Source organism: Streptomyces iconiensis (assembly GCF_028657195.3).
Classification (GTDB): domain Bacteria; phylum Actinomycetota; class Actinomycetes; order Streptomycetales; family Streptomycetaceae; genus Streptomyces; species Streptomyces iconiensis.
Genome location: NZ_JANCPR020000011.1, coordinates 59,545 through 83,701 on the forward strand (window position 1 = coordinate 59,545; position 24,157 = coordinate 83,701).

At 71.5% G+C, this 24,157-nt stretch carries 20 protein-coding genes; 13 read left to right on the top strand and 7 right to left on the bottom strand.

Annotated elements, in window-relative coordinates:
• The first annotated feature begins 41 nt into the window (after positions 1 to 41).
• Entirely contained in the window at positions 42 to 845 is an 804-nt protein-coding gene (locus NMN56_RS13365) for a hypothetical protein (RefSeq protein WP_274041142.1), read from the top strand.
• Between the two features lie 34 nt (positions 846 to 879).
• On the opposite strand, the gene NMN56_RS13370 is transcribed toward NMN56_RS13365, so the two are convergent.
• Complete coding sequence (locus tag NMN56_RS13370) at positions 880 to 1,062, bottom strand: hypothetical protein (protein WP_274041144.1); 183 nt, start codon at positions 1,060 to 1,062, stop codon at positions 880 to 882.
• An 89-nt stretch (positions 1,063 to 1,151) separates the two neighbouring features.
• On the opposite strand from NMN56_RS13370, the gene NMN56_RS13375 reads away from it, so the two are divergent.
• Entirely contained in the window at positions 1,152 to 4,181 is a 3,030-nt protein-coding gene (locus tag NMN56_RS13375) for a DEAD/DEAH box helicase (protein WP_430542559.1), read from the top strand.
• The gene (locus tag NMN56_RS13380) at positions 4,178 to 5,566 is read left to right on the top strand and encodes an SWIM zinc finger family protein (protein WP_274041146.1); all 1,389 of its coding nucleotides are present in this window, start codon (positions 4,178 to 4,180) and stop codon (positions 5,564 to 5,566) included. Before NMN56_RS13375 ends, NMN56_RS13380 begins: the two co-directional genes overlap by 4 nt.
• A 58-nt stretch (positions 5,567 to 5,624) precedes the next feature.
• On the opposite strand, the gene NMN56_RS13385 is transcribed toward NMN56_RS13380, so the two are convergent.
• Positions 5,625 to 6,428 carry an SGNH/GDSL hydrolase family protein gene (locus tag NMN56_RS13385; protein WP_274041526.1) on the bottom strand — a complete coding sequence of 268 codons (804 nt, stop codon included), beginning with the start codon at positions 6,426 to 6,428 and terminating at the stop codon, positions 5,625 to 5,627.
• 293 nt (positions 6,429 to 6,721) lie between these two features.
• Positions 6,722 to 7,543: a hypothetical protein gene (locus tag NMN56_RS13390; protein ID WP_274041147.1), complete on the bottom strand. Its 822-nt coding sequence runs from the start codon at positions 7,541 to 7,543 to the stop codon at positions 6,722 to 6,724.
• A 136-nt stretch (positions 7,544 to 7,679) separates the two neighbouring features.
• Here NMN56_RS13390 and NMN56_RS13395 point away from each other — a divergent pair, with 136 nt between their 5' ends.
• The gene (locus tag NMN56_RS13395) at positions 7,680 to 10,712 is read left to right on the top strand and encodes a glycoside hydrolase family 2 TIM barrel-domain containing protein (RefSeq protein WP_274041148.1); all 3,033 of its coding nucleotides are present in this window, start codon (positions 7,680 to 7,682) and stop codon (positions 10,710 to 10,712) included.
• A 111-nt stretch (positions 10,713 to 10,823) separates the two neighbouring features.
• On the opposite strand, the gene NMN56_RS13400 is transcribed toward NMN56_RS13395, so the two are convergent.
• From NMN56_RS13400 to NMN56_RS13410, 3 genes are all read right to left on the bottom strand, one after another.
• A complete protein-coding gene (locus NMN56_RS13400; RefSeq protein ID WP_430542565.1) occupies positions 10,824 to 11,645 on the bottom strand; it encodes an SAM-dependent methyltransferase in 822 nt (273 codons plus the stop codon).
• Positions 11,646 to 11,732: 87 nt separating this feature from the next.
• Complete coding sequence (locus tag NMN56_RS13405) at positions 11,733 to 11,969, bottom strand: DUF397 domain-containing protein (RefSeq protein WP_274041150.1); 237 nt, start codon at positions 11,967 to 11,969, stop codon at positions 11,733 to 11,735.
• A gap of 3 nt (positions 11,970 to 11,972) precedes the next feature.
• A complete protein-coding gene (locus tag NMN56_RS13410) occupies positions 11,973 to 12,845 on the bottom strand; it encodes a helix-turn-helix domain-containing protein (RefSeq protein ID WP_274041151.1) in 873 nt (290 codons plus the stop codon).
• A 137-nt stretch (positions 12,846 to 12,982) separates the two neighbouring features.
• Between NMN56_RS13410 and NMN56_RS13415 the strand changes: the two genes are divergently transcribed.
• The 5 genes from NMN56_RS13415 to NMN56_RS13435 all read left to right on the top strand — a co-directional run bounded on the left by NMN56_RS13415 (position 12,983) and on the right by NMN56_RS13435 (position 17,363).
• Positions 12,983 to 13,480 (top strand): ATP-binding protein, encoded by a 498-nt coding sequence (locus NMN56_RS13415; RefSeq protein WP_274041152.1) that lies wholly within the window; start codon positions 12,983 to 12,985, stop codon positions 13,478 to 13,480.
• Positions 13,481 to 13,565: 85 nt separating this feature from the next.
• On the top strand, positions 13,566 to 14,381 hold the full coding sequence (locus NMN56_RS13420; RefSeq protein WP_274041153.1) for a basic amino acid ABC transporter substrate-binding protein: 816 nt from the start codon (positions 13,566 to 13,568) through the stop codon (positions 14,379 to 14,381).
• On the top strand, positions 14,381 to 15,160 hold the full coding sequence (locus NMN56_RS13425) for an amino acid ABC transporter permease (protein ID WP_274041154.1): 780 nt from the start codon (positions 14,381 to 14,383) through the stop codon (positions 15,158 to 15,160). The genes NMN56_RS13420 and NMN56_RS13425 overlap by 1 nt, the downstream gene beginning before the upstream one ends.
• Before the next feature lie 106 nt (positions 15,161 to 15,266).
• Positions 15,267 to 16,025 (top strand): amino acid ABC transporter ATP-binding protein, encoded by a 759-nt coding sequence (locus NMN56_RS13430; RefSeq protein ID WP_274041527.1) that lies wholly within the window; start codon positions 15,267 to 15,269, stop codon positions 16,023 to 16,025.
• A 303-nt stretch (positions 16,026 to 16,328) separates the two neighbouring features.
• Positions 16,329 to 17,363, top strand: a complete 1,035-nt coding sequence (locus NMN56_RS13435) for a sigma-70 family RNA polymerase sigma factor (RefSeq protein ID WP_274041155.1) — start codon at positions 16,329 to 16,331, stop codon at positions 17,361 to 17,363.
• 131 nt (positions 17,364 to 17,494) lie between these two features.
• Here NMN56_RS13435 and xylA read toward each other — a convergent pair whose 3' ends face one another.
• Entirely contained in the window at positions 17,495 to 18,661 is a 1,167-nt protein-coding gene (xylA, locus tag NMN56_RS13440) for a xylose isomerase (protein WP_274041156.1), read from the bottom strand.
• A 120-nt stretch (positions 18,662 to 18,781) separates the two neighbouring features.
• On the opposite strand from xylA, the gene xylB reads away from it, so the two are divergent.
• The 4 genes from xylB to NMN56_RS13460 all read left to right on the top strand — a co-directional run bounded on the left by xylB (position 18,782) and on the right by NMN56_RS13460 (position 23,838).
• On the top strand, positions 18,782 to 20,278 hold the full coding sequence (gene xylB / locus NMN56_RS13445) for a xylulokinase (RefSeq protein ID WP_274041157.1): 1,497 nt from the start codon (positions 18,782 to 18,784) through the stop codon (positions 20,276 to 20,278).
• Positions 20,279 to 20,479: 201 nt separating this feature from the next.
• Positions 20,480 to 21,721, top strand: a complete 1,242-nt coding sequence (locus NMN56_RS13450; RefSeq protein WP_274041158.1) for an ROK family protein — start codon at positions 20,480 to 20,482, stop codon at positions 21,719 to 21,721.
• Between the two features lie 172 nt (positions 21,722 to 21,893).
• Entirely contained in the window at positions 21,894 to 22,559 is a 666-nt protein-coding gene (locus NMN56_RS13455; protein WP_274041159.1) for an N-acetylmuramoyl-L-alanine amidase, read from the top strand.
• 961 nt (positions 22,560 to 23,520) lie between these two features.
• Positions 23,521 to 23,838 (top strand): hypothetical protein, encoded by a 318-nt coding sequence (locus NMN56_RS13460; RefSeq protein ID WP_274041160.1) that lies wholly within the window; start codon positions 23,521 to 23,523, stop codon positions 23,836 to 23,838.
• The last annotated feature ends 319 nt before the right edge of the window (positions 23,839 to 24,157 follow it).

Consider the following 24,157-nt stretch of genomic DNA (forward strand, 5'->3'; position numbering starts at 1 on the left):
GAAGCTATGGTCACCGGGATCCGGTCCGAAGGAGGGGCTTGATGGTGGCTGCCGAAGAGCAGAACGCACTGGACGGGGACGCACTTTACGTACTGACGGCCGTGCTGTTGACGCCCGCTCAGTTCCCCAGTGTGCTCGGCGACGACTACCCGGCGGCGTGCGCGGTGCTCGGCCTTGAGCCCTACGCCGAGGGCTACGGCCTGGTGCTGGGGCAGGACGGGGAAGGCGCGCGGTGGACCGTGGTGACCGAGGACGTGACACTCGTGGCATGCGCGGTGGCCGCGTGGGACTGCGGCATGGAGTACGACCTGTCACCCGACGGGAGTTCGGTCGTCGCCGTACTGCCGGGGTGGCCACTCGCGCTGGCCGTCTCGGCGCCCGGTGTGCCCGCACCGCACGACCCGGCGCCCGATCCGGAGCTGGACGGCGGAGTGCCCCCGCTCGTCCCGCCGGACACCTCGCAGTGGGGGCCGCCGCAACGCAGGCTCGGGGCCGACGAGATCGCGCTCCAGTGGGCGCAGTGGCGTGAACAGGTGGAAGACGGCGTGGAGTTCGTGGACGCCGGTGAGGAGCCGGACAGCGGCGTGCGGCGTGTCCTGGAGGAGGTACAGGCGTATGTGGAGTCCCCGCCGCCGCCCGGACGGATACGTTCGGCCTTCGCTTCGGGCGAGGCGCGGACGCTGCGCGCCGACGGGCCGGGCTGGAGCGTGGTGGCGCGCACGGACGACATCGCGTTCGTGCTCCTGGACGAGGCGCCGGGTGAGGTACGCCCCGTCGGGCGTGGCCGCGAGCTGCCCGAACTGCTCGCGGCCCTCGACGGCATCGCGGTCCGGCCTGCTGCCTGACGGGCGTGTGGCGTTGCCCGGACCGCCTGCCGCGCTAGCGGCCCAGCTCCTTACGGCCGACCCTGCGGAGCCTGCGGCGCTGCGAGGGGTCCAGCGTCAGGTAGGCGACTGCCGGCACACCGACGATCACCAGCACCGCGATCCAGAACGACGTCAGCCACCACAGCAGCAGCCCGACGGCCACTCCGCCGACGGCGATCTTGCCTCGGTTGGTCATCTCGATCCCTCCTCCGATGCGACGGCGCTCGCCGCTTATCCGGTACAGCGGCGCCTGCCACTCACTCCATTGAACGCCATCGGAGCCGGATGGGTTCCATACGCGTTTCCAGCCGCCTCCACGTGTGGGGTACTCTCGGCGACCCCCTCCCGCTAGTCAAGTTTGAGGAATGCGTCAGCACTGTGGCAGAGACCGTGGTAACGCCCTTCGGAACATCGCAGCTCAGCGGCTGCGCAGCTGTGTTTCTCCCCTCGGACCCGCCGCGCGGATCACGGGTGGCGTTCTGGCTCCCCGACGGCACGCCCCTGTGGGACGACGGAGGTGAGGGAACGGGCGGCTGTCCCGGTGACGCCGTACCGCTGACCGTCGTACTGCCCGACGAGGACGGCGCCGTGGACACGCATACGGTGCACGCACTGGCACTGTCCGTGACAGAAGCGCTCCCGGTGCTGACCCGGGCGCACGCGGCCGGCTCCGGCACGGCCGCGGCCTACTGGGGCGCCGTCGCGCTGCACGCTCTGGGGCTGGCCGCACGGGGCAAGCTGCTGCCAGGGCTGAGCCCGGAGGGACACGACGCGTGGCGGCTCGGGCCGTTCGACACGGAGGACAGCGAACACACCGCGCGGCTCGCCGCCGCGATGCCGCCGTACGCGCACGCCGTACCGCTGCCCGGCCAGGACCCGCTCCGGATGCCCGCTCCCGAACCGCTGCTGCGGGCCTTCATGGACGCCGTGGCCGACTCCCTGCCCCGCACTCCGGCGGCGCCGCTCGCGGCGGGCGGGCCCGCCTTCGTCTCACGGGAACCCCTGCGCATCCCCGAACTGCGCGAATGGGCCGCCGAGGTGGCGGCGGGGCAGGACGCCGGGATCCGGCTGTCGCTCCGTATCGAGGTCTCCGGTCTGGAGCGCACCGGGCGGGGCGGCGAGGCGGAGGGCGAGCCGGCCGTCCGGTTCCGCGGCGTGCCCCAGCTCCACGCACTCGCCGACGCCACCCTGGTCGCCGACGCCGCCGAGGTGTGGTCGGGAGCCTCGCCACTGAGTGAACGCCTCGGCCCGAGAGTGCGTACGGAAGCGCTGCTCACCCTGCGCAGGGCTGCGGCTGCCTGGGACGCGCTCACCCCGCTGCTGTCGGCAGCTGTGCCGGATGCCATCGAGCTGGCCGACGAGGAGATCGCCGAACTGCTCGGCTCCGCTGTGCCGCGCGCCCTGGCGGCTGCGGGCGTCCAGGTGCACTGGCCGCGCGAGTTCGCGCGGTCGCTGACCGCGCGGGCCGTGATCGGCCCTGGAGGCGATGACGGCGGCGCGGAGCAAGGCACCGGGGGCGGCCAGGGCACCGGTCCTGCGGGCACGGGGCTGCCCTCCGCCCTCTCCCCCGACGCGCTGCTCAGCTTCGACTGGCGGTTCGCCGTTGGCGACCATGAGGTCACCCGCGCCGAACTGGACCGGCTGGCCGAGTCCGGCCGCCCGCTGGTGCGGCTGCGCGACCAATGGGTGCTCATCGACCCCGGCGAGATCCGCAGGGCGCGGCAGCGGCAGGACCGCAAGGTCGGCACGCTCGACGCGCTCGGCGCCGTCCTCACGGGGACGGCGGAACAGGACGGCGAGCGCGTGGAGGTGCGCGCTACCGGGTGGCTGGAGGCGCTCAGAGAGCGGCTGGCCGACCCAGAACGCCGGGACGAGCCGCCCCTGCCGCCGCCACCTGAGCTGAAGGCCACGCTCAGGGACTACCAGCTGCGGGGCCTGGACTGGCTGCACCGCATGACATCTCTCGGACTCGGCGGCTGCCTCGCGGACGACATGGGACTGGGCAAGACCATCACGCTGATCGCGCTCCACCTGCGCCGCCAGCGGCAGCCGGCCACCGCGGGGCCGACCCTGGTCGTCTGCCCCGCCTCACTGATGGGCAACTGGCAGCGTGAGATCGAGCGGTTCGCGCCGGGGACCCCCGTACGGCGGTTCCACGGAGGCGCGAGGAGCCTGGAGGAGCTGGGCGAGGGTGAGTTCGTACTGACCACCTACGGCACGATGCGGCTGGACGCGGAACGGCTCGGCGCCGGCTCCCCCTGGGGCTTGGTCGTCGCGGACGAGGCACAGCATGTGAAGAACCCCTTCGCCGCGACGGCCCGGGCCCTGCGCACCCTGCCCGCGCGGGCACGCGTCGCGCTGACCGGCACTCCTGTGGAGAACAATCTCTCCGAGCTGTGGGCGGTACTGGACTGGACGACGCCCGGACTGCTGGGCCGCCTGGGCACGTTCCGAAGGCGCTACGCCGACGCGGCCGAGGACGGCGACCCGCTGGCGGCAGAGCAACTCGCCCGCCTCGTGAGGCCGTTCCTGCTGCGGCGCCACAAGACGGACCCGGGCATCGCGCCTGAGCTGCCGCCCAAGACCGAGACCGATCGCGCGGTGTCGCTGACACCCGAACAGGCGGGGCTCTACGAGGCGGTGGTGCGCGAGAGCCTGCAGGAGCTGCGCGGAACGGACGGCTTCGCGCGGCGCGGGCTCGTCGTCAAACTGCTCACCTCGCTCAAGCAGATCTGCAACCATCCGGCGCAGTACCTCAAGGAGGACGGCGGCAGGCTTCCAGGGCGCTCGGGGAAGCTGGAGCTTCTCGACGAACTACTGGACACGCTGCTGGCCGAGGACGCCGGCGTGCTGGTCTTCACGCAGTACGTCCAGATGGCACGCCTTATGGAACGCCATCTGGACAACAGGGGTGTGGCCACGCAGTTCCTGCACGGCGGCACACCCGTAGCGCGCCGTGAAGAGATGGTGCGCCGGTTCCAGGAGGGCGCGGCTCCCGTCTTCCTGCTCTCCCTCAAGGCCGCGGGCACGGGCCTCAACCTGACCCGCGCGAGCCACGTCATCCACTACGACAGGTGGTGGAACCCGGCGGTCGAGGCCCAGGCGACCGACCGCGCGTACCGCATCGGGCAGACCCTGCCCGTGCAGGTGCACCGGCTCATCGCCGAGGGCACGATCGAGGACCGTATCGCCGGAATGCTGCGCCGTAAGAAGGCGCTCGCCGATGCGGTACTCGGCTCGGGCGAGGCAGCGCTGACCGAGCTGTCCGACACCGAACTGGCCGAACTGGTGGAGCTGCGGAAGGTGGAGCGTTGAGCGAGGACAGGGCGCACGGGGCCGCCGAGGAGAGCAGCACCCGCACCCCGGAGCGGGTCTTCGCCGCACTCCCGGCCGCACAGGGCCGCGGTTTCGCCCGTACGTGGTGGGGGCGCACCTGGCTCCAGGCGCTCGAAGACACGGCGCTCGACGGCGGACAGCTCAAGCAGGGCAGGAAGTACGCGCGTCAGGGTGCCGTGGGCGCCGTGTCCGTCCGTCCCGGCCGGATCACGGCCGTTGTGCACGATCCCGACAGGACGACGTACCGCGCGGACGTGCTGCTGCGCGAGCTGGACGACGACGAATGGGACCGGATGCTGGAGATGGTCGTCGACGAGGCGGGCCATATCGCGGCGCTACTGGACCGCGACATGCCGCCACGCCTGGTGGAGGACGCGGCCGACGTCGGTCTGGAACTGCTGCCGGGCATCGGCGATCTGGACCCGGAGTGCGCCTGCGGAGCGTGGGACCACTGTCCGCACACCACGGCGCTGAGCTACCAGATGGCGCGGCTGCTGGACGAGGACCCCTTCGTGCTCTTCCTGATGCGCGGCAGGGGCGAGCGCGAGCTGCTCGAAGCGCTCCAGGAGCGCAGCGCGGCGCGGGCGGCCGAGGGCGACGGGGGCTCGGGGACGGCGGGCCGCGACGACGGCCCCGAGGGGGTGGCGGCGCAGGAGGCGTTCGCGCTGGGTGCTGTGCTGCCCTCGCTGCCGGACAGGCCGCTTCCGCCGCGGGAGCCGGCGGAGATCGCCGCGCTCGACGGCGGCACCTCCCCCGCTCCCGGCCTGGACATCGACGGGCTCACGTTCGTGGCCGCTGACGCGGCCTCACGGGCCCGGCGTGCCCTCGGTGAAGCCCTTTCGCCAGGACACGCTTCGCGCGCCGTCCCGGCCCCGCTCACGGAGTGGGAGGACGCGGTACGGCTTGCCTCGGCGCTTCCTGGGCGCACCGTCTCGGCCCGGCTGGCGGGCGGCTGCGGCCGTACGGAGCGGGAGCTCGAAGTGGCCGTGTGCGCCTGGGGGTTCGGGGGCCGGGAGGCGCTGAGCGTACTGGACGAGGGCTGGTCGCCACCCCCCGGGGCACTGGCGCGCGCCCGTGACCAACTGGCCGCTGCGTGGCCTGCGGAGGACGGCTCACGCCCCCGGTTGCGTGCTACGGGCGCCCGCTGGACGGCGGCAGGCACGGACGCGCAGGTGCGCTACGGGCCGGACGGACAGTGGTGGCCGTACCTGAGGAAGGCACGCGTCTGGTGGCCCGCCGGCGGCCCGGAGCGCGATCCGGCGGCAGCCCTGGCCGTGGCCATGACCGGGGGCGAGGACCCCGCCGAGGACTCTGCCGAGGCCGTCGGCGCCGGGGCGCGGAGGGACGCCGGCCAGGAAGGCTGAACGGTGAACGCCGGTGTGCCGCAGCCCGGTTGGGCGGGCACACCGGCGGCGGCGCGGGTCAGGCCAGGCCGTCCAGCACCGGGAGGTAGCCACCGGACTGCCCCGCGGCCGTCGGGTGGTACGAGTCACCCACCGGGAAGGTGACGCTGTGCAGCCAGGAGCTGCCCGAACAGATCTCGTGACCGCTGAAGGTCGGGCGTACGTCACCGAAGCTGAAGCCGTGGTCGGCCGCGCGCTTGGCGGTGACATCGTTGAGGTCGGCTGCGGCGGAGTTGATGGCCGCGCGTGACTTCTCACTGAGGCCGACGTTGCAGGCGCCCTTGAGCTTGTACATGTTCGGGTAGCCGAGCACGACGACCTTCGCCGAGGGAGCCTTGTCCCGGATGGCGTCGTACACAGGGTCGAGCTTGCCCGGGAGCGTGCCCGCTATGTAGTCGCGCGCTTGCTTGATCCTCTTCAAGCAAGCGCTCTCGCCCTGGAGCACACAGGTCGTCATGGCGTCGGCGAAGCCCGCGTCGTTGCCGCCGATCGTGATGCTGACGAGCCCTGTGGAGTCTTTGAGCGGGCCGAGCTGTCCTGAGAGCACGTCGCCCGTGCGTGCGCCGGAGCAGGCCGTGAAGTCGAAGGAGGAGGGGGAGTTGGCACCGCTCCACAGCTTGGGATACGCGTTGGCGCTCCGCTTGCAGTTGCCACTTCCCGAGTCGTAGTCCCCGGCGCCGACGCCCGAGGAGTAGGAGTCGCCGAGGGCGACATAGCCGGTGGGGGCTGCCTCTTCGGCGGTGGCCGAGGAGGCGCCGAGGGTCGACAGTCCGAGGAGGGCGACGACGGCTGTGGCCGTGGACGCCCATCTGCGCAGCTTCATGGAACCTCTCATGGGTGGCATGGAAGGAACACCTGACACATCAGTCGCGGCAACTTACCCCGTCAAAGATGTGTCCATGCCAAATCTCAGGGTTCACAACTACGCGCGTAAATCACGCCGTTGACATGGATTCCGAAACGGGGGGTGCCGCAAGGGATCTTCCGCACTCGGAAGATCCCTACACGCGTAGCTTCCTGGGAACCGCGCCGCGCCTGTTGTTCGAGATGAACACGCGCGCCGTTCACCGACGGTGAGTGCTCCGGCTCACCAACGGGGCGACCAGGCGGGCCGGTTCACACCAGTGGCTTGTGGAGCTTCTTGCCCTGCCCCGCTGTCAGACTGCACGTCACATGGTCGATGCCCGCGTTCATGCCCCGCGCCTTCGGGTACGAGATGAGCGTGCCGCCCACCGTTCCGCGCGGCTGCTGCCTCGCCTTGTTCTTCAGCGTGTCCCGGCACAGGGAGTCGGCCTTGCGTCGGACCGCGTCGTCCGAGCCGTAGTCGCCGGTGATCTTCTTACGGCTGACGACCTCGGCGTCGTGCGCGCTGTCGCAGTCGCGGGTCTCGACCGAGCCCTGCCCCTTGTCCGAACGGTCGTAGCAGTCCCCGGCCTTGAGCATGAAAGACGGCAGCGCGAGGTCGCCGGTGCCCCCGGACGGCTCGCCCGAGGGCAGGCCGCCGCTCGGGCCAGGAGTGGGGAAGTCCGTTGCGGCGCCGCCGTCGTCAGGCTCCGCCGAGGGCGCACCCTCGCTCTCCTCCTGCGACGGTGTGGGCCTGCCGGAGGAGCTGGGGCCGCCGGGTTTCCCGTCGGCGCTCTTGCCCGTGCCGCCGTCGCCGCCGGTCAGGAACACGATCCCCGCCGTGATCAGTGCGAGCGCCACCACGGCCGCCGCCACGATCCCGGCGACCAGCTTGCCCCTGCCCCGTCCCGGAGGCGGCGGAGGAGGCCACCCGCCCGGCGCCGGCGGACCGAGACCACCGGAGCCGGGAGGCCCGAAGCCACCACCGGCGGGCGGCTGCCCGAACCCACCAGGAGGCTGTCCGAATCCACCGGGAGGCTGCGCCGGTGGTGGGCCGGACGACGGCGGGTGGCTCGGCGGAGGCGGCATCGTCATGGTGGCCACTGTGTCATGTCGCCCTCACAGTCCGCAGTTTGATCCCCTGCAGGGACCTGCCCGTACCGGTGCCTCAGGCATGCCGGGGTGCCGGATGGTGGCAGACAAGCAGCAACCGATGAGACCGAGGAGACGCATGAGCATTTCCCGCACCGGCGGCCCGCCTCTCTCCCCCGCGCCCCCGCCAACGCCCTACTACGAGGACGTCTCCCCCGGTACCGGCTCGCTGCCGCCACGTGCCTGGATACCCGGCTCCGACGCGCGCCGCCTGAGCCTGAGCGGGAGCAACTGGAGATTCCGGCTCTCCCCCGCGGCTGACCACCACGGTGAGGAGTTCGCCGGACCAGGCTTCGACGACTCCCGGTGGGCCGAACTCCCCGTGCCCTCCCATTGGGCGCTGCACGGGTACGGCACGCCCGCGTACACGAACGTGCGCTATCCCTTTCCCGTCGACCCTCCGCACGTTCCGGCGGAGAACCCCACCGGCGACCACCGGTACGTCTTCGACCTCCCCGGCGACTGGACCCCGTACGCCACGGGAGGGGACGAGGGCGAGACCCTGTTGCGCTTCGAAGGCGTGGAGTCCTGCGCCCGGGTCTGGATGAACGGACACGAACTCGGCACCTTCCAGGGCTCGCGGCTGCCGCACGAGTTCCCGGTGGGGGCGCTGCTGGGCCCGCACGGCAATGTACTGGCGGTCCGTGTGCACCAGTGGTCGGCAGGCAGCTACCTGGAGGACCAGGACCAGTGGTGGCTGCCCGGCATCTTCCGCGACGTCACACTGCTGCACCGGCCGCCCGGAGCGGTCGTCGACCACTACGTGCACGCCGGCTACGACCACACCACGGGGCGCGGCACCCTCCGCGTGGACAGTGACCCGCCCGGCAGGGTCACTGTTCCCGAGCTGGGTCTTGACCTGGCGACCGGCCGGAGCGCGACCGTGCCGGTGACGCCCTGGAGCGCCGAGGTCCCGCACCTGTACGACGCCGAACTGGTCACCGCGGGCGAGCGCGTGCCCCTGCGCATCGGTTTCCGTACCGCCGTCGTCGAGGACGGGCTGTTCAAGGTCAACGGCACGCCCGTACTGCTGCGCGGCGTCAACCGGCACGAGTTCCATCCCGACACCGGCCGGGCCGTGGACGCGGCCACCATGCGGTACGACCTGGTGCTGATGAAGCGGCACAACATCAACGCCGTACGCACGAGCCACTACCCGCCCCACCCCGCCTTCCTGGACCTGTGCGACGAGCTGGGCCTGTGGGTGGTCGACGAGTGCGACCTGGAGACGCACGGCTTCCAGGCCCTCCACGGCGTACAGAACCCGGTGGACGACGAGAGGTGGACACCCGCGCTCCTCGACCGCGCGGCGCGCATGGTGGAGCGCGACAAGAACCACGCCTCGGTGGTCGTCTGGTCACTCGGCAACGAGTGCGGGTCCGGCGCCGGTCTGCGCGCCATGGCCCGCTGGATCCGCGAGCGCGACCCGTCACGGCCGCTGCACTACGAGAACGATCCCGCGTACCCGGACAGCGACTTCCACTCGCGCATGTACGCGTCCCACGACGAAGTGGAGCTGATCGGGCGGCGCGAGGAGCCGGCTACGGGCGAGCCGGAGCAGGACGCGCGACGCCGCTCGCTCCCGTTCCTGCTGTGCGAGTACGCGCACGCCATGGGCAACGGCCCCGGCGGGCTCGCGGACTACCAGCGGCTCTTCGAGAAGTACGAGCGCTGCCAGGGCGGCTTCGTGTGGGAGTGGATCGACCACGGTCTCTCGCGGCGCACCCAGGACGGGCGCCTGTGGTTCGCCTACGGCGGGGACTTCGGCGAGGAGCTGCACGACGGCAACTTCGTCTGCGACGGCCTGGTCTTCCCCGACCGCACACCCTCGCCCGGGCTGACCGAGTACAAGAAGGTGATCGAACCCGTCAGGATCGGGCCTGGCCGGGCGCCGGGAACGGTGCGCGTCACCAACGGGTACGACTTCGCCGACCTCTCCGCTCTCGCCTTCGCCTGGTCCTACGAGGCCGAGGGCGCCCGGGTCAGCGGCGGCATGCTGCCGCTGCCCGAAGAGCCGGTGCTCCCGGGTGAGTCGGCCGAACTCGTCCTGCCCACGCCCCCGGAGCACGCACGCGCGGGCGAGGCGTGGTGGACGGTCAGCGCTGTACTCGCCCAGGACACCGACTGGGCCGGAAGCGGGCACACGGTCGCCTGGGGGCAGCTGCCCGCCGTGCCGCAGCAGCCGGACGACGAGCCGCTGTACCCGGCGCCGCCCACCGCGCTGCGCCCCGGCGAGGAGAGCGGGCAGGAGGGCACCGTCCGGCTCGGCACGGGGGTGTTCGCGGCCCGCACGGGCCAGCTGCTGAGGCTGGGCGGGCTCGCCCTCGGCGGGCCCCGCCTGGACGTGTGGCGTGCCACGACCGACAACGACGACGGCGCGCCCTGGCAGCCCGCTCCCCGGCTTGGCCCTCTGTGGCGGGAAACAGGACTGCACCGGATGCGCCACAGGACCGACACGGTCGAGCGCGAGGGCGACACGTTGGTCGTCAGCACACGGGTCGCGCCCGCCGCTTCGGCGCTGGCACTGCGCACGGTCTACCGCTGGACGGCGTCAGGGGACGCGCTGCGGCTGGAGGTCTCCGTCGAGCCCGAGGGGCACTGGGAGGTGCCGTTGCCCCGGCTGGGCGTCCGTCTGGGCCTGCCCGCCACGTACGGCCACGCCACATGGTTCGGCGGCGGGCCTGGTGAGGCGTATCCGGACACGCGGGAGGCGTCCCGTACCGGCCTGTGGCACAGCACGGTCGACGCCATGCAGACGCCCTATGTGCGTCCACAGGAGAACGGCGCCCGCGCCGATGTGCGTTGGGCAGAGCTGAGGGAGGGTCCCGGAGGCGCGGGGCTGCGGGCCGAGGCGGACGCGGCGCGCTGCTGGTTCACCGCGCGGCGGTGGACCAGCGAACAGCTGGACGCCGCGCGGCACACCACGGACCTGGTGCCGGGCGACACCGTGTGGGTCCATCTCGACCACGGGATGCAGGGCATCGGCTCGCAGTCCTGCGGCCCCGGGGTACTGCCCCGGCACCAGCTCACGGTGGGTCCCGCGCGGTTCTCGTTCGTCTTCCGCCCCGTAGCGGCACGCAGCGGGCCGGCCCCGGGTGCCTCCCGGAGGTGAAACGCCGGCCTTATGGAGGAGAAGCGGCGGCCTTACGAGGCTGCGCAGACGCCGCCTTGCGGGGTGGCGAAGAAGCGGGCCGTCCGTGTGCACGGGCGGCCCGCCCACGCCTCACTTGACGCCGACGCCGCCGTACCCCATGTGGTGGCTCAGCTCCTCGCCTTCGGGCACGGGGCCTTCGGGCCGCCACAGGGGGAGCTGCACCAGGCCGGGCTCCAGCAGTTCGAAGCCCTTGAAGAAGGTCATGATCTCCTCCTTGCCGCGCCACTGCGCACGGGAGGTCGACTCCTCGTTGTAGACCTTCGCGGCCTGCTCGAAGCCCCTGCTCTCGTGGAAGTCCGCCGTGGCGTGGCTCAGGATGAGGTGGCTGCCGGCGGGCAGGCGCTCGGTGAGCGCGCCGACGACGCCCGTGGCGTCCTCGGCGTCGGTGATGAAGTGCAGGACGGCGACGAGCATCAGCGCGACGGGTTGGTCGAAGTCGATGGTCCGCTGGATCACCGGGTGGTCCAGGACCGTGCCGGGCTCCCGCACATCGGCGAGGACGAAACCGGCGTTGCCCGAGTTGGTCAGCTTGGCGTCCGCGTACGTGGCGACGATGGGGTCGTTGTCGACATAGGCGACACGGACGTCGGGGGCGATCTGGCGCGCCACCTCGTGGGTGTTGGGCGAGGTGGGGATGCCAGTGCCGATGTCGATGACCTGACGCACACCGCTGTCCATGGCGGCGCGCACCGCGCGGTGCAGGAAGTCACGGTTGCTGCGGGCGGTCACGCGGATGTCCGGCAGGACGCCCAGTACGCGTTCGGCCGCTTCACGGTCCGCCTCGTAGTTGTCCCTGCCGCCCAGGTAGTAGTCGTACATCCGGGCGGGATGCGGCGTCGTGGTGTCTATCTGCTCGGGTGTGAAGCCGGCCTCGGACACGCTCTTCTCCAACTCGTCGTGCTGAGTGACCACGTCGGTCGTACGCGGCCACAGGTCTTGCTCCCCCGCTGTCCCCCCGTGGGTCCGGCCTCCGGGCCGTCAGGCGACCAGGAAGTCGGCCTGGCCCGCCTTCGCGCCCCGTATGAACACGGAGATGTCCCGGTGGCTGCAGATGAGGGCCGGGCCGTCCGGGTCGGTCGACTGGCGCAGTGCCACCCGCCCGTCGGCGAGCTTGAGGGCTTCCACGCAGCTGCCGCCGTTGCCGCCGCTCCAGGGCTTGTGCCAGCCCTCGCTGCCCAGATGTTTGGCGGGCATCCCGTTGTAGATACGACCCATGGTTCAGATCTCCTTGCGCAGTGCACTGAGGACCGCCCTGGTCCGTGCCAGCGGCACGGCCTGGGCGCACATCCGGTCCAGCGCCTCCAGGAACCCCGAGACGTCGTCGCGCTGGTCGAAGTAGACCGCGCCTACCAGGCTCTCGGCGCAGACGACGTCCGGGAGTTCTTCGAGCGGGAACCGGAAGAGGTGGAACGGCCCGTACATGGCGGGATGAGGCCCCGCGCTGTACGGCATGATCTGGAGCCGGACGTTGGAGCGTTCGGTGGCCTTGATGAGCTCGTCCACCTGCTCACGCATGACCTCGGCCCCGCCGATGTTGCGCCGCAGCACGGTCTCGTCGATGACGGCCCACAGCATGGGCGGATTCTCGTCCCTGAAGAGGACCGCCTGGCGCTCCATGCGCAGCGCGACGCCCCGTTTGATCTCGCCCTCGGGCGCGTGGGGCATCCCGGCACGCAGTACGGCCCGCGCGTAGCTCTCGGTCTGGAGCAGGCCGGGCACATAGTGCGGCTCGTAGGCGCGGATGACGTCCGATTCGCTCTCCAGGCTCACGAAGACGCTGAACCACTCGGGCAGCACGTCGCGGTACCTGTGCCACCAGCCGGGCTGGTTCGCCTCGCGGGCGAGGGAGACGAAGCCCTCGATCTCGTCCGGCTCACCGACGCCATAGGTGCGCAGCAGCTTTTCCACGTAGGGGACCTTCAGGCCGACCTCGGCCTTCTCCATCCTGCGGACCGTGGCATGCGTGACGTCGAGAGCCCTGGCGGCCTGCTCGTAGGTCACCCCCGCCCTCTCGCGCAGATGCTGCAACCTTTTGCCGAGCACCATGCGCAGCACGGTGGGGGCCCCACCGCCCGTCCGCGTGTCCGCCACTGTCGCTCCCCTCCAACTGGTGTGATGCACGGGCAGTTTGGCATGGCAGTGTCCAGACGCACACCCTGTCATTCGCGGTTCTGCAATTCACAGACTGATCCTTGCCATACGCGAGTGACGAACCGCATAGTGGGGCTGTGGCTTCCCCCCATGACGCCCTGCCCTCTGACCACCGGCTCGATGGCGCTCTGACGACGCGTCCCTTGCGGGACGCCTTCCATCTCCCGGCCCGGGACACCTCCGTGGCCGTGGCACGCTCGCGCGTCCTCGACAGACTGCGCGAGTGGTACGTCGACGACGAGGCATGCGCCGACGCGCAGTTGCTGATGTCCGAGCTGTTCACCAACGCGGTGCGGCACACGGACAGCGAGAAGGTGAGTTGCGAGCTATGGGTCATAGGTGTGCGCCTGCGGCTCGAAGTGGCCGACGAAGGCAGCGGCTCGGAGCGGATACGCGCCGACTGCGCCGACAGCACACCAGTAGGTGACAGCGACGGGGAGAGCGGGCGGGGGCTGCTCCTGGTGAGCGTCCTCGCGGACGATTGGGGCATACGCGCGGCGCGCAGAGGCGGACCCGAAGAGAACACGGGGCACGCGGTGTGGGCCGAGCTGGAATGCCAGAGAACGTACGGCTGACATCGCCCGGCGCCAATGGCAGGATGCACGGCACTTACCGGTCTGATCGGACTCTTTTGCCCGCCCATCCCTTTTCGGAGGCGCTGTGTCCGCACGATCCACGCGTAAGCCCTGGCAGCCGCTGACAGCGGCACTGGCATCGGCCGCGCTGCTCGCCACTCTCACAGCCTGTTCCAGCACCAAGACCTCCGGTGGAGGGAACGGCGAGGTCGAACTCGTCTCCTCCGGGAAACTCAAGACCTGCACCCACCTTCCCTACGCGCCCTTCCAGTTCAGGGACGGCAAGAAGGTCGTCGGTTTCGACGTCGACCTGGTCGACCTGGTCGCGAAGGATCTCGACGTCACCCAGGAGATCGTGGACACGCCCTTCGAGGGCATCCAGTCCGGCGAGGACCTGAACGCGGGGAAGTGCGATCTGGCTGCCGCCGGCATGACCGTCACCCCGGTGCGTGCCAAGAACCTCGACTTCTCCGCCTCCTACTTCGAGGCCACCCAGGCCCTGCTGGTCAAGAAGGGCGAGCGCTACGACTCCCTCAAGGACCTCAAGGGCAAGACGCTGGGTGTCCAGCAGTCCACCACGGGTGAGGAGTACGCCAAGAAGCGCGGCAAAGGCGTCAGGACCCGCCAGTTCGAGGACCTCGCGCTGCTGCTGACCGCCGTCAAGACGGGGCAGGTCGACGCGGGCATCAACGACAACGGTGTGCTCTACGACTACGTCAAGAAGAACCGCGACACCAAGGTCACCGCGGAGTTCGACACCGGGGAGCAGTACGGCATCGGTGTCCGCAAGGGCAACGACGCGCTGCGCAAGCAGATCGACAAGACGCTGAAGAAGGCCAAGGCGGACGGCCGTTACGACAAGCTCTACAAGAAGTGGTTCGGCACGGAGCCCAAGAAGTGATGCGCCGCCGGAACCGTACCCGGCTCATACGCACCGTGCAGTACGGGGTTCTCGTGGCGGCGGTGCTCGCCTTCGCTCTCGCCGCGGACTGGGGCGAGCTGCGCCGTGCGTTCTTCGACCTCGGCGTCGCCAGGGCCCAGTTTCCCGAGGTCGTCGTCACGGCGCTGGTCAACACCGTTGTCTACACCATGATCGGTTTCGGTTTCGGTCTGGCGCTGGGACTGCTGCTGGCACTGATGCGGCTCTCCCGGGTACCGCCGTACCGCTGGCTCGCGGTCGGGTACATCGAGTTCTTCCGCGGTATCCCCGCACTACTGGTGTTCATCGCGCTCGGCTTCGGTGTACCGCTCGCCTTCCAGGTGTCCATCAACCAGTACGTGACCGTGATGCTGGCTCTCGGCCTGGTCGGTGCCGCCTACATGGCGGAGACGATCCGGGCGGGGATCCAGGCGGTGCCCAAAGGGCAGACGGAGGCGGCACGTTCGCTGGGGATGTCGCAGTCGCGCGCGATGGTCTCCATCGTCATCCCACAGGCGTTCCGTATCGTGCTGCCGCCGCTGGCGAACGAGCTGATCCTGCTGACCAAGGACTCCTCCCTGGTCTATCTGCTGGGGCTGTCGATGGACCAGTACGAACTGACCAAGTTCGGCAGGGACGCGCTCAACCAGCACCACAGCCTGACCCCCATCCTGATCGCGGGACTGTTCTACCTGGCCCTCACGCTGCCCCTGGGACACCTGGTGCGGCGCCTGGAGGCCCGTACGGCGAGGGCGAGGTGAGCGCGCGGTGAATCGGAACGAGAACGACGGCGGAGGCGCCCCGGAGGACGGCGGCAGACGCGGCGACGGCGGCGTCCCGGAGCACGGGGCAGGCACGTCGGCCGCGATCGAGGTGACCGGACTGCACAAGTCCTTCGGGGACCTTGAGGTGCTCAAGGGGATCGACATCACGGTGCGCGGCGGCGAGGTCGTCTGCGTCATCGGGCCCTCGGGATCGGGCAAGTCCACGCTGCTGCGCTGCGTGAACCTGCTGGAGGAGCCGACGTCGGGAACGGTGCGGGTCGCCGGCTTCGAAGTCACCGACCCGGAGGTGGACATCGACCGGGTGCGGCGGCGCATCGGCATGGTCTTCCAGGCGTTCAACCTCTTCCCGCACCTGACCACGCTCGGCAACCTCACCCTCCCGCAGCGGCGGGTGCTGGGGCGGGGCCGCGCGGAGGCCGAGGAGGTGGCCCGCGGCAATCTGCGGCGGGTCGGCCTGACCGACAAGGAGTCCAGCTACCCGGCGCAGCTCTCCGGCGGGCAGCAGCAGCGGGTGGCCATCGCACGGGCGCTGTCGATGGGCCCGGAGTTGATGCTCTTCGACGAACCGACCTCCGCCCTCGACCCGGAGCTGGTGGGGGACGTACTGGCGGTGATGCGCCGGCTCGCGCAGGAAGGGATGACCATGCTCGTCGTGACGCACGAGATGAGCTTCGCGCGGGAGGTCGCCGACCGGGTCGTGTTCATGGACGCCGGTGCCATCGTCGAGGAGGGGCCTCCCGAACAGGTCGTCGGGGAGCCGCAGCAGGCGCGGACGCGTGCGTTCCTGGCCCGTGTGCTGGACCCGGCGGCGGCCGACGTACTGGAGCAGGAACCCGGGTAGCGGCGGCGCCAGGCGATCGCCGGAGCGGGCGGGCGCGGTTCCGCATCGCTCCGCTCCGGTGGCGAGGGGGTGCGAAGGGAGCGCGAAGCACTGCGTCGTGGGGGAAACCGCTCCTTCGCCGGGCCGGAGGGAGCAGACTGGACAGCGCCGGAGCGGACCCGCCGGGCCGCCGTCCCGCACCGTTTTCCCACGTCCGGGGCGAGTGTCAGACCCGCCCTCTACATTGACGTCTCATCGCATCAACGACGTCTCATCGCATCAGCGCGGTCATCGGTGACCGGTGCATCACGAAAGGCAAGGATGATGGCAGAGAGGCCACCTACCGAGTCCGTCCCCGTGACTCCTCCAGCGGGCGGCGGCACGGCCGAGGATCTGCTGGAGCAGGCGAAGCCGTACCGCAAGGAGCTGCTGGCGCACTGCTATCGCATGCTCGGTTCGGTGCACGACGCCGAGGACCTGGTCCAGGACACATATCTGCGCGCCTGGAAGGCCGGGGACAAGTTCGAGGGCCGGTCCTCGCTGCGGACGTGGCTCTACCGCATCGCGACCAACGCCTGCCTCACGGCGATCGAGCAGCGGGGCCGCCGCCCCATGCCCTCCGGCCTCGGGGCGCCGAGCGATCCGGAGCGCTCCGTGTCCGAGTCGCCCGAGGTGCCGTGGCTGGAGCCGATACCGGACGCGATGTTCAGCGGCGGGCTTCCTTCCGACCCGGCGTCCGTGGTGGTGAGCCGCTCGTCCATGCGGCTCGCGCTCGTGGCGGCGCTCCAGCATCTGCCCGCACGGCAGCGGGTCGTCCTGCTGCTGCGCGACGTGCTCAAGTGGCGGGCAGCAGAGGTCGCTGAGCTGCTGGACACCACGACCGCGAGCGTGAACAGCGCCCTCCAGCGGGCCCGCACACAGCTGGAGGAGGTGGCGCCTGTGGAGGAGGAGCTGACCGAGCCCACCAAGCCCGCCATGCGCGAGTTGCTGGACCGGTACGCGGCGGCGTTCGAGAAGTCCGACGTCTCGGCGATCGTGGACCTGTTCAATGAGGACATCGTCTGGGAGATGCCCCCGTTCCCGCAGTGGTTCCGCGGTGTGGAGGACGTGGTGCGGCTCATCAGTACCCAGTGCCCCATCGGCCCCGACCAGGGCCTCATGCTGCCCACGTCGGCAAACGGCCAGCCCGCCTTCGGGCTCTACAACCTTCAGGAGGACGGCGTCTACCGGCCGTTCCACCTCCAGGTCCTCACCCTCCGCGAGGGCCGGGTCGCCCATGTGGGCGCCTTCTTCGCGCCCTCCCTCTTCGAGAAGTTCGGTCTGCCGGACGAGGTCACACGCGAGGAAGCAAAGCGCTGAGTCTCGCCGGCGGGGCCGGGCGCACACATCTGGTGCGCCCGGCCCCGCCGTTCGTCCGAGCGGCGGCCGTTCTGTTCAGCCAGCGCCGTTCATCACGTCCGGGCGGCGCCGTTCAGCTCAGGGCCGGTGGTTCACACACCCAGCAGGTGGTCCATGGCGAGCTGGTCGAGGTGTTCGAAGGCCATGCCGCGCGCTGCAGCCGCCTCGACATCGAAGTCCTCGTAGGCCGCGCGATCCGCCAGCAGCACCGAGGGTGTCTCGTCCTGGCCGAGCGTCGGCTGCGCCAGCTCGTGCAGCCTGGAGGCGCGGAGCGCGTCCCTGACGGCCGGGTCGGAGCGGAAGGCGGCTGCGCGTTCGCGCAGGATCAGGTAGTTGCGCATGCAGCCGGCCGCTGATGCCCAGACCCCGTCCATGTCCTCGGTGCGCGGCGGTTTGAAGTCGAAGTGCCGCGGCCCGTCGTATCCGGCGCTCTCCAGCAGGTCGACCAGCCAGAAGGCCGCACGCAGGTCGCCGGCGCCGAAGCGCAGGTCCTGGTCGTACTTGATGCCGGACTGGCCGTTGAGGTCGAGGTGGAAGAGCTTTCCCGACCACAGGGCCTGCGCGATGCCGTGCGGGAAGTTGAGGCCGGCCATCTGCTCGTGCCCGACCTCCGGGTTGACGCCGAACAGCTCGGGGCGCTCCAGCCGTTCGATGAAGGCCAGCGCATGCCCCACGGTGGGCAGGAAGATGTCACCGCGCGGCTCGTTGGGCTTCGGCTCCAGCGCGAAACGCATCGGGTAGCCCTGCTCGGTCACATACTCGCCCAGCAGGTCGAACGCCTCTTTCATCCGGTCGAGCGCGGCCCGTACATCCTTGGCCGCACCGGATTCGGCGCCCTCCCTGCCACCCCACGCGACGTAGATACGCGCGCCCAGTTCGGCGGCGAGGTCGATGTTGCGCATGGTCTTGCGCAGGGCGTAACGGCGTACGTCGCGGTCGTTCGCGGTGAAGGCGCCGTCCTTGAAGACGGGATGCGTGAACAGATTGGTCGTGGCCATCGGTACGGTCATCCCCGTGGCGTCCAGCGCGTGCCGGAACCGCTTGACGCGCGCCTCGCGTTCGGCTCCGGACGCGTCGGAGGGGATGAGGTCGTCGTCGTGGAACGTCACACCGTAGGCGCCCAGTTCGGACAACCGGTGCACGGAGTCGACAGGGTCCAGCGCCGCGCGGGTCGCGTCGCCGAACGGGTCCCGCCCCTGCCAGCCGACGGTCCACAGTCCGAAGGTGAACCTGTCCGCCGGCGTCGGCTGATAGCTCATGGTGCCGCTCCTCTCCCGCGCGGCGCCGCAACGGGTGCGGACGGACGCGAGGGTATTCGTCATGGCCGTTGACAAATTAGTATGCGCGCAGCATCCGCAGCGTGGGAAGGGACCGCACCCATGAGCGCACCGGAAGGGCCTCTCGTCATCGGGGTCGACAGCTCCACCCAGTCCACCAAGGCACTCGTGGTGGACGCCTCGACGGGCGAGGTGGTCGCCAGTGGACAGGCGCCGCACACGGTGACCACCGGCACCGGCCGCGAATCCGACCCCGAGGAGTGGTGGCGGGCGCTCCAGGAGGCCGTCGCACGGTGCGGGCGCGCTGCCGGTGAGGCGGCTGCCGTCTCCGTCGCCGGCCAGCAGCACGGACTGGTGACGCTCGACGGCGACGGCCGCCCCGTGCGCCCCGCGCTGCTGTGGAACGACGTACGGTCCGCGCCGCAGCGCGACCGGCTGGTGGCCGCGCTGGGCGGGCCCGGGAGGTGGGCCGAGCGCGTCGGCAGCGTGCCGGCCCCCGCCTTCACCGTCACCAAGTGGGCCTGGCTGTGCGAGAACGAGCCGGATGCCGCGAAGTCGACGGCCGCCGTCAGGCTGCCCCACGACTACCTGACGGAGAGGCTCACGGGGCGCGCGACCACGGACAGGGGCGATGCGTCAGGTACCGGCTGGTGGGCGTCGTCGACGCAGACCTACGACGAGGAGATCCTGGGCCTGGCAGGGCTGCGCTCCGAGACGCTGCCGCACGTACTGGAGCCCGGCGAGGCCGCGGGAACGGTACGCGGGACCAGCGACGGCTTTCTGACGCCCGGTACCCTCGTCGCCACCGGAACGGGCGACAACATGGCGGCTGCTCTCGGGCTCGGTCTGCGCCCCGGGCAGCCCGTGCTCAGCCTCGGAACCTCCGGAACGGTCTACACCGTCTCGACCCGCCGCCCGCAGGACCCCACGGGTACCGTCTCCGGCTTCGCCGACGCGCGCACCGACTGGCTGCCGCTGGCGTGCACGCTCAACTGCACACTCGCGGTCGACCGGATGGCGGCGCTCCTCTCCCGCGACCGGGAGGACGTCGAGCTGGACGGCGGAGTCACAGCACTGCCCTTCCTGGACGGCGAGCGCACCCCGAACCTGCCCTACGCGAGGGGCCTGCTGACGGGCCTTCAGCACTCCACCACCGGCGGCCAGGTGCTGCAAGCCTCCTACGACGGCGCCGTGTTCGCGCTGCTGCGCGCGCTGGACCGCGTGCTGGGCGAGGAGCCCCAGGGCGCGGAAGCCGGAGGTACGCAGACGGGAGGTGCGCAGGCCGGAGGCGGAACGGAGGCGCCGCTGACCCTGATCGGGGGCGGCGCCAAGGGAACGGCCTGGCGTGAGACCGTACGGCGGCTGTCGGGGCGGGCCGTCCATGTGCCGCGCGCCGAGGAGTTGGTGGCGCTGGGCGCCGCGGCCCAGGCGGCGGGACTGCTCCTGGGTGAGGACCCCGCGGCGGTCGCGCGGCGCTGGAACACGGCGGCCGGTGACTCCTACGCGCCCGTGGAACGGGACGACGCGGCGCTGACCCGTCTCTCGGAGGTGCTCGGCGACGCGGACACGCTGCTGAACCGCAGCCCGGAACGCCTCTGACGGCCTCTCGCGGCCCCTTGGCCCCTTGGCCCCTTGGCCCCTTGGCCCCTTGGCCCCTTGGCCCCTGAAAGCGTCCGATTGCCCCTGCACCATCCCTGACCGCAGGCTCCGACAACCGCCGGACCCGCTGACCACAGCTCCCCCGGCCACCGTTGGAGACCGTTCCCTACAGGCCCGTTCCCCCAGAAGGAGCCGCGCACCATGGCTGCCCCCGCTCCCGGTTCCCAACGGGAGATACGCACGCGCAATCTCTCGCGTGTGCTGTACGCGGTCGCCGAGCGGGACTCGTCCTCCTCGCGGGCGTCCGTCGCGGCGTCCTTGGGGCTCACCCGGGCCGCCGTCTCCACGCTCGTTGACGAGCTGCTGCGCGCCGGTCTGCTGACCGAGCGTGGACCCGCGCTCCCCGGCGGCGGACCGGGTCGCCCGGGCACGGTGCTCGAACCGTCCGACAGGGGGCCGTGCGGGCTGGGGGCCGAGATCGGGGTGGACCATCTCGCCGTGTGTGCGGTCGATCTGGGCGGGCGGGTCCGTGCCCGTACCCGCGTCGAGTACGAGGGCCGCGGCAGCGAACCCGCCGTGGTGCTCGACCGGCTGGGCGCACTCGTGGACACGGTGGCCGACGAGGTACGTGGCGCGGGGCTGCGCCCCGCCGGTCTGACGGTCGCCGTGCCGGGGCTGGTCTCGCGCGGGACGTCGCGGGTCGTACGGGCGCCCAACCTGGGCTGGCACGACACGGACATCGCGACCCCGCTCGCCCGGCACGCCGCTCCCCCACAGCCCGCCTCCGGCACGGCGGCGTCCCCCTTCGCCGTCACCGTCGACAACGAGGCCAACCTGGCGGCGCTCGCCGAAGTGTGGCTGGACGGGGGCCGGATGCCCGGGGACTTCGTGCACGTCTCGGCCGAGGTGGGGATCGGCGGCGCCGTCGTGTTCGACGGTGAACCGCTGCGCGGCACAAGGGGGTTCGCGGGGGAACTGGGCCATGTGCCCGTGCGCCCTGAGGGACCCGTGTGCGCCTGCGGCGGGCGCGGATGCCTGGAGCAGTACGCGGGTGAGAAGGCGGTCCTGCGGGCCGCGGGCATCGGCACCGAAGGGCCCAGGGAAGGTGCGCTCACCCTGCTCGCGGCCCGCGCCGAGGCCGGAGACCGGGGCGCGCTGCGCGCGCTGGACGGCGCCGGGGAAGCGCTCGGTGTCGCGCTGGCAGGCGCCGTCAACCTGCTCGACCCCGGCGCCGTGGTGCTCGGCGGCGTACTGGCCCGGTTCGCACGCTGGCTGCTGCCCACCCTTGAGAACGAACTGCGCAGCAGGGTCGCCGCACCGGGGACACTGCCCAAGCTGCTCGTCTCGGAGCTGGGGGCCGAGGGCCCCCTGATGGGCGCCGCGCACTGCGCCGTACGGGCGGTTCTCGACGACCCGCTGGCCCACGCACAGCCGCGCGCCTGAACGGGCCTGCGGCGCCCCCGCGCCGGTCACACGCTCAGTGGTCTGCCCAATGGCACCGCACTGCGGACCTTGGCAGCCCCTTGTGGGAATGCGACCATCAACGCGCGTCAACTTGGCATGCACGTGCCCCCATTGCCATTCCGTTCTTCCCTTCCCCCCACCGGGAGACACGATGGATCCAGCACGAGAGCGCCTCGCACGGACACAGCGCAACCCCCACGCACCCTCGCGCCGTGCGCTGCTGCGCGGCGCCGGCGGCCTCGCCCTCGCGGCGGGCTTCGCGGGTGCCTCGCTGTTCACCGCGGGCTCCGCCGCAGCGAGCACCCGGTCGGCCGCCCGGTCCAGAGACGTGGACTATCCGCAGGCCGAGTGGGTCCCCGCCGCCGGCTCCAACTACACGGTGGCCAACCGGCCTTCGCAGTACCCCGTCGAGTACGTGGTCATCCACGTCACACAGACGACGTACGCCGACGCGCTCGCCATCTTCCAGAACCCCGCCAAAAAGGTCTCCGCCCACTACGTGCTGCGCTCGGCCGACGGCCACGCGGCGCAGATGGTGCGCGAGAAGGACGTCGCCTGGCACGCGGGCAACTGGGACTACAACACCCGTAGCGTCGGCATCGAGCACGAGGGCTGGATCGACGAGCCCGGCAAGTGGTTCACGGACGCGATGTACGAGGCTTCCGCAGCGCTCACCGCCAATGTCTGCGACCGCCACGGCATCCCCAAGGACCGGGCTCACATCATCGGCCACAACGAGGTCCCGGGCGCCGACCACACGGACCCCGGGCCTCACTGGGACTGGGCCCGCTACCTCAAGCTGGTCAACGGCCAATAGCGCGACGCACGCGACAACGCGACACATGTAGTGACGCTTGGTGCAACGGACGCATGCAGTACAGCGGCAGCCACCGCCCGCCCGTGTGGGCGGCGGTGGCTCACATGCGCTGTCATGCCGCGAACCGCCGGGCGTGGAGCGCCACTTCAGCCCATCGTGTGACTACCGGCCAGAAGCCTTCTTCCTGTCCCCCGGGCGGCCCCATGCTCGGCGTGTGACGGGACGGTATCGATGGCAGCGGCCAACGGCGGCGGCCGTGGCCTGCGCCTCGCTGGGATTCGCATGCTCCATGGTCTCCACGTCGTCGGAGCCCGCCGGCTCCTCCCGGACGGCGCCTCAGCGCGCCCGGATCGCGCTGGCAGCCGCCACGCCGGGTACGTCGACGGGGGTTACGGCGGCGGCCCCCGCCCGCAGACCGGCGGAGGCAACCCCGCAGGGCGGACGTGTGGGACCTGCGGGGCGGACAGCAGAAGGCGAACCGGCGAACGCGACAGCAGAAGGCGGACCGGCCGGCGGGCAGCGGCCGGGCCGGGGCTCCGGGCAGCCTGCGGGCGGCGAACTCCCGGCCGCAGCGGGGGCACAGGGCCCCGGCACGGTCGGCGCGGGGATGCCGGGCAGCAGCGCGGTAGGCCCCCATGGCGGCGCGGGCATGGCCGTCCATAAGGACGGCACAAACGTCGAGATGGTCTCCGGTCGGCACGAGGACTGCCGGGGAGCGTCCCTCACGGTCCAGACGGGCCAGGGTGGCCGGATCGAGCTGACGGCGGGTCAGGGGCGGTGCTCTCCGCCGCCGCAGCCCCCTCCAGACCCGACATTCAGCCCTCCCCCGCCGCATCCGTCGCCCACACCCACGCCCACCGCGGCGCCCGCGCCGAGGCCGACGCCGGCGCCCCCCACCCCTGAACCCCCGTCGGTACCGAAGCCCCGGCCCCGCCCTCCGTCCGGTGCACCGGCTTCCCCCGTGCCCGCTCCCGTGGTGCCCGTACGGCACCCGGCTCCCGGGCCGAGCGAGCGGCCTTCGCTCGCGCCCGAGCGGGAGCGGCCGTCACCCTCGCCAGCGCCTCCGCGCAGCGACATCGCCGTCCCCGCACACGCGGCACCGGAGCGGCAACAGCCGGACGGTGACCTGTCGATGGTGACCCGCACGCTGCTGGTCATCGCCCCCGCCGTACTCGCAGCCGCCGCCCTGCGACCCCGTAGCAGTGCCTCCGGGCAGGCGCGGGCCGGCGCTTCCGCCGATCCCTCGGGGGCCGGTTCGGCCGGGGGCACGGGCGGCTGACCAGGCCGGAGCCCTGCGCGCCCCGCCGTTCATCCGTCGCACGTCCCGGCTTCCCCCCGGTCCGCGCGGCGCTTGCGGGGGAGCCGTTGCCGTCCATGGGGAAGCCGTTGGCGTCGTCGTGCGGGCCTCCGCGGAACAGGGTCTCTCCGGCCGGTCCCCCTCCGGGACCGCGCCTCTTCCACGTGTCGCGCGTCAGGACACTGCCAGAGCCCGGAATCCACCCGTTCCGGCGATGAACAGGGGAAAGGTTCTCCCAACTGCGGCCCGGTCGGAAACAGTTGCTGGGCGAGGACGGCACGGCGAGACCGCGTCCGACGGT

Excerpts from the sequence above, each read along its gene's own strand:
- NMN56_RS13365 (WP_274041142.1), top strand. The coding sequence starts at position 42 with ATGGTGGCTGCCGAAGAGCAGAACGCACTGGACGGGGACGCACTTTAC.
- NMN56_RS13370 (WP_274041144.1), bottom strand. The coding sequence starts at position 1,062 with ATGACCAACCGAGGCAAGATCGCCGTCGGCGGAGTGGCCGTCGGGCTG.
- NMN56_RS13375 (WP_430542559.1), top strand. The coding sequence starts at position 1,152 with ATGGGTTCCATACGCGTTTCCAGCCGCCTCCACGTGTGGGGTACTCTC.
- NMN56_RS13385 (WP_274041526.1), bottom strand. The coding sequence starts at position 6,428 with ATGAAGCTGCGCAGATGGGCGTCCACGGCCACAGCCGTCGTCGCCCTC.
- NMN56_RS13390 (WP_274041147.1), bottom strand. The coding sequence starts at position 7,543 with ATGACGATGCCGCCTCCGCCGAGCCACCCGCCGTCGTCCGGCCCACCA.
- NMN56_RS13395 (WP_274041148.1), top strand. The coding sequence starts at position 7,680 with ATGAGCATTTCCCGCACCGGCGGCCCGCCTCTCTCCCCCGCGCCCCCG.
- NMN56_RS13405 (WP_274041150.1), bottom strand. The coding sequence starts at position 11,969 with ATGGGTCGTATCTACAACGGGATGCCCGCCAAACATCTGGGCAGCGAG.
- NMN56_RS13425 (WP_274041154.1), top strand. The coding sequence starts at position 14,381 with ATGCGCCGCCGGAACCGTACCCGGCTCATACGCACCGTGCAGTACGGG.
- NMN56_RS13435 (WP_274041155.1), top strand. The coding sequence starts at position 16,329 with ATGGCAGAGAGGCCACCTACCGAGTCCGTCCCCGTGACTCCTCCAGCG.
- xylA (WP_274041156.1), bottom strand. The coding sequence starts at position 18,661 with ATGAGCTATCAGCCGACGCCGGCGGACAGGTTCACCTTCGGACTGTGG.
- xylB (WP_274041157.1), top strand. The coding sequence starts at position 18,782 with ATGAGCGCACCGGAAGGGCCTCTCGTCATCGGGGTCGACAGCTCCACC.
- NMN56_RS13450 (WP_274041158.1), top strand. The coding sequence starts at position 20,480 with ATGGCTGCCCCCGCTCCCGGTTCCCAACGGGAGATACGCACGCGCAAT.
- NMN56_RS13455 (WP_274041159.1), top strand. The coding sequence starts at position 21,894 with ATGGATCCAGCACGAGAGCGCCTCGCACGGACACAGCGCAACCCCCAC.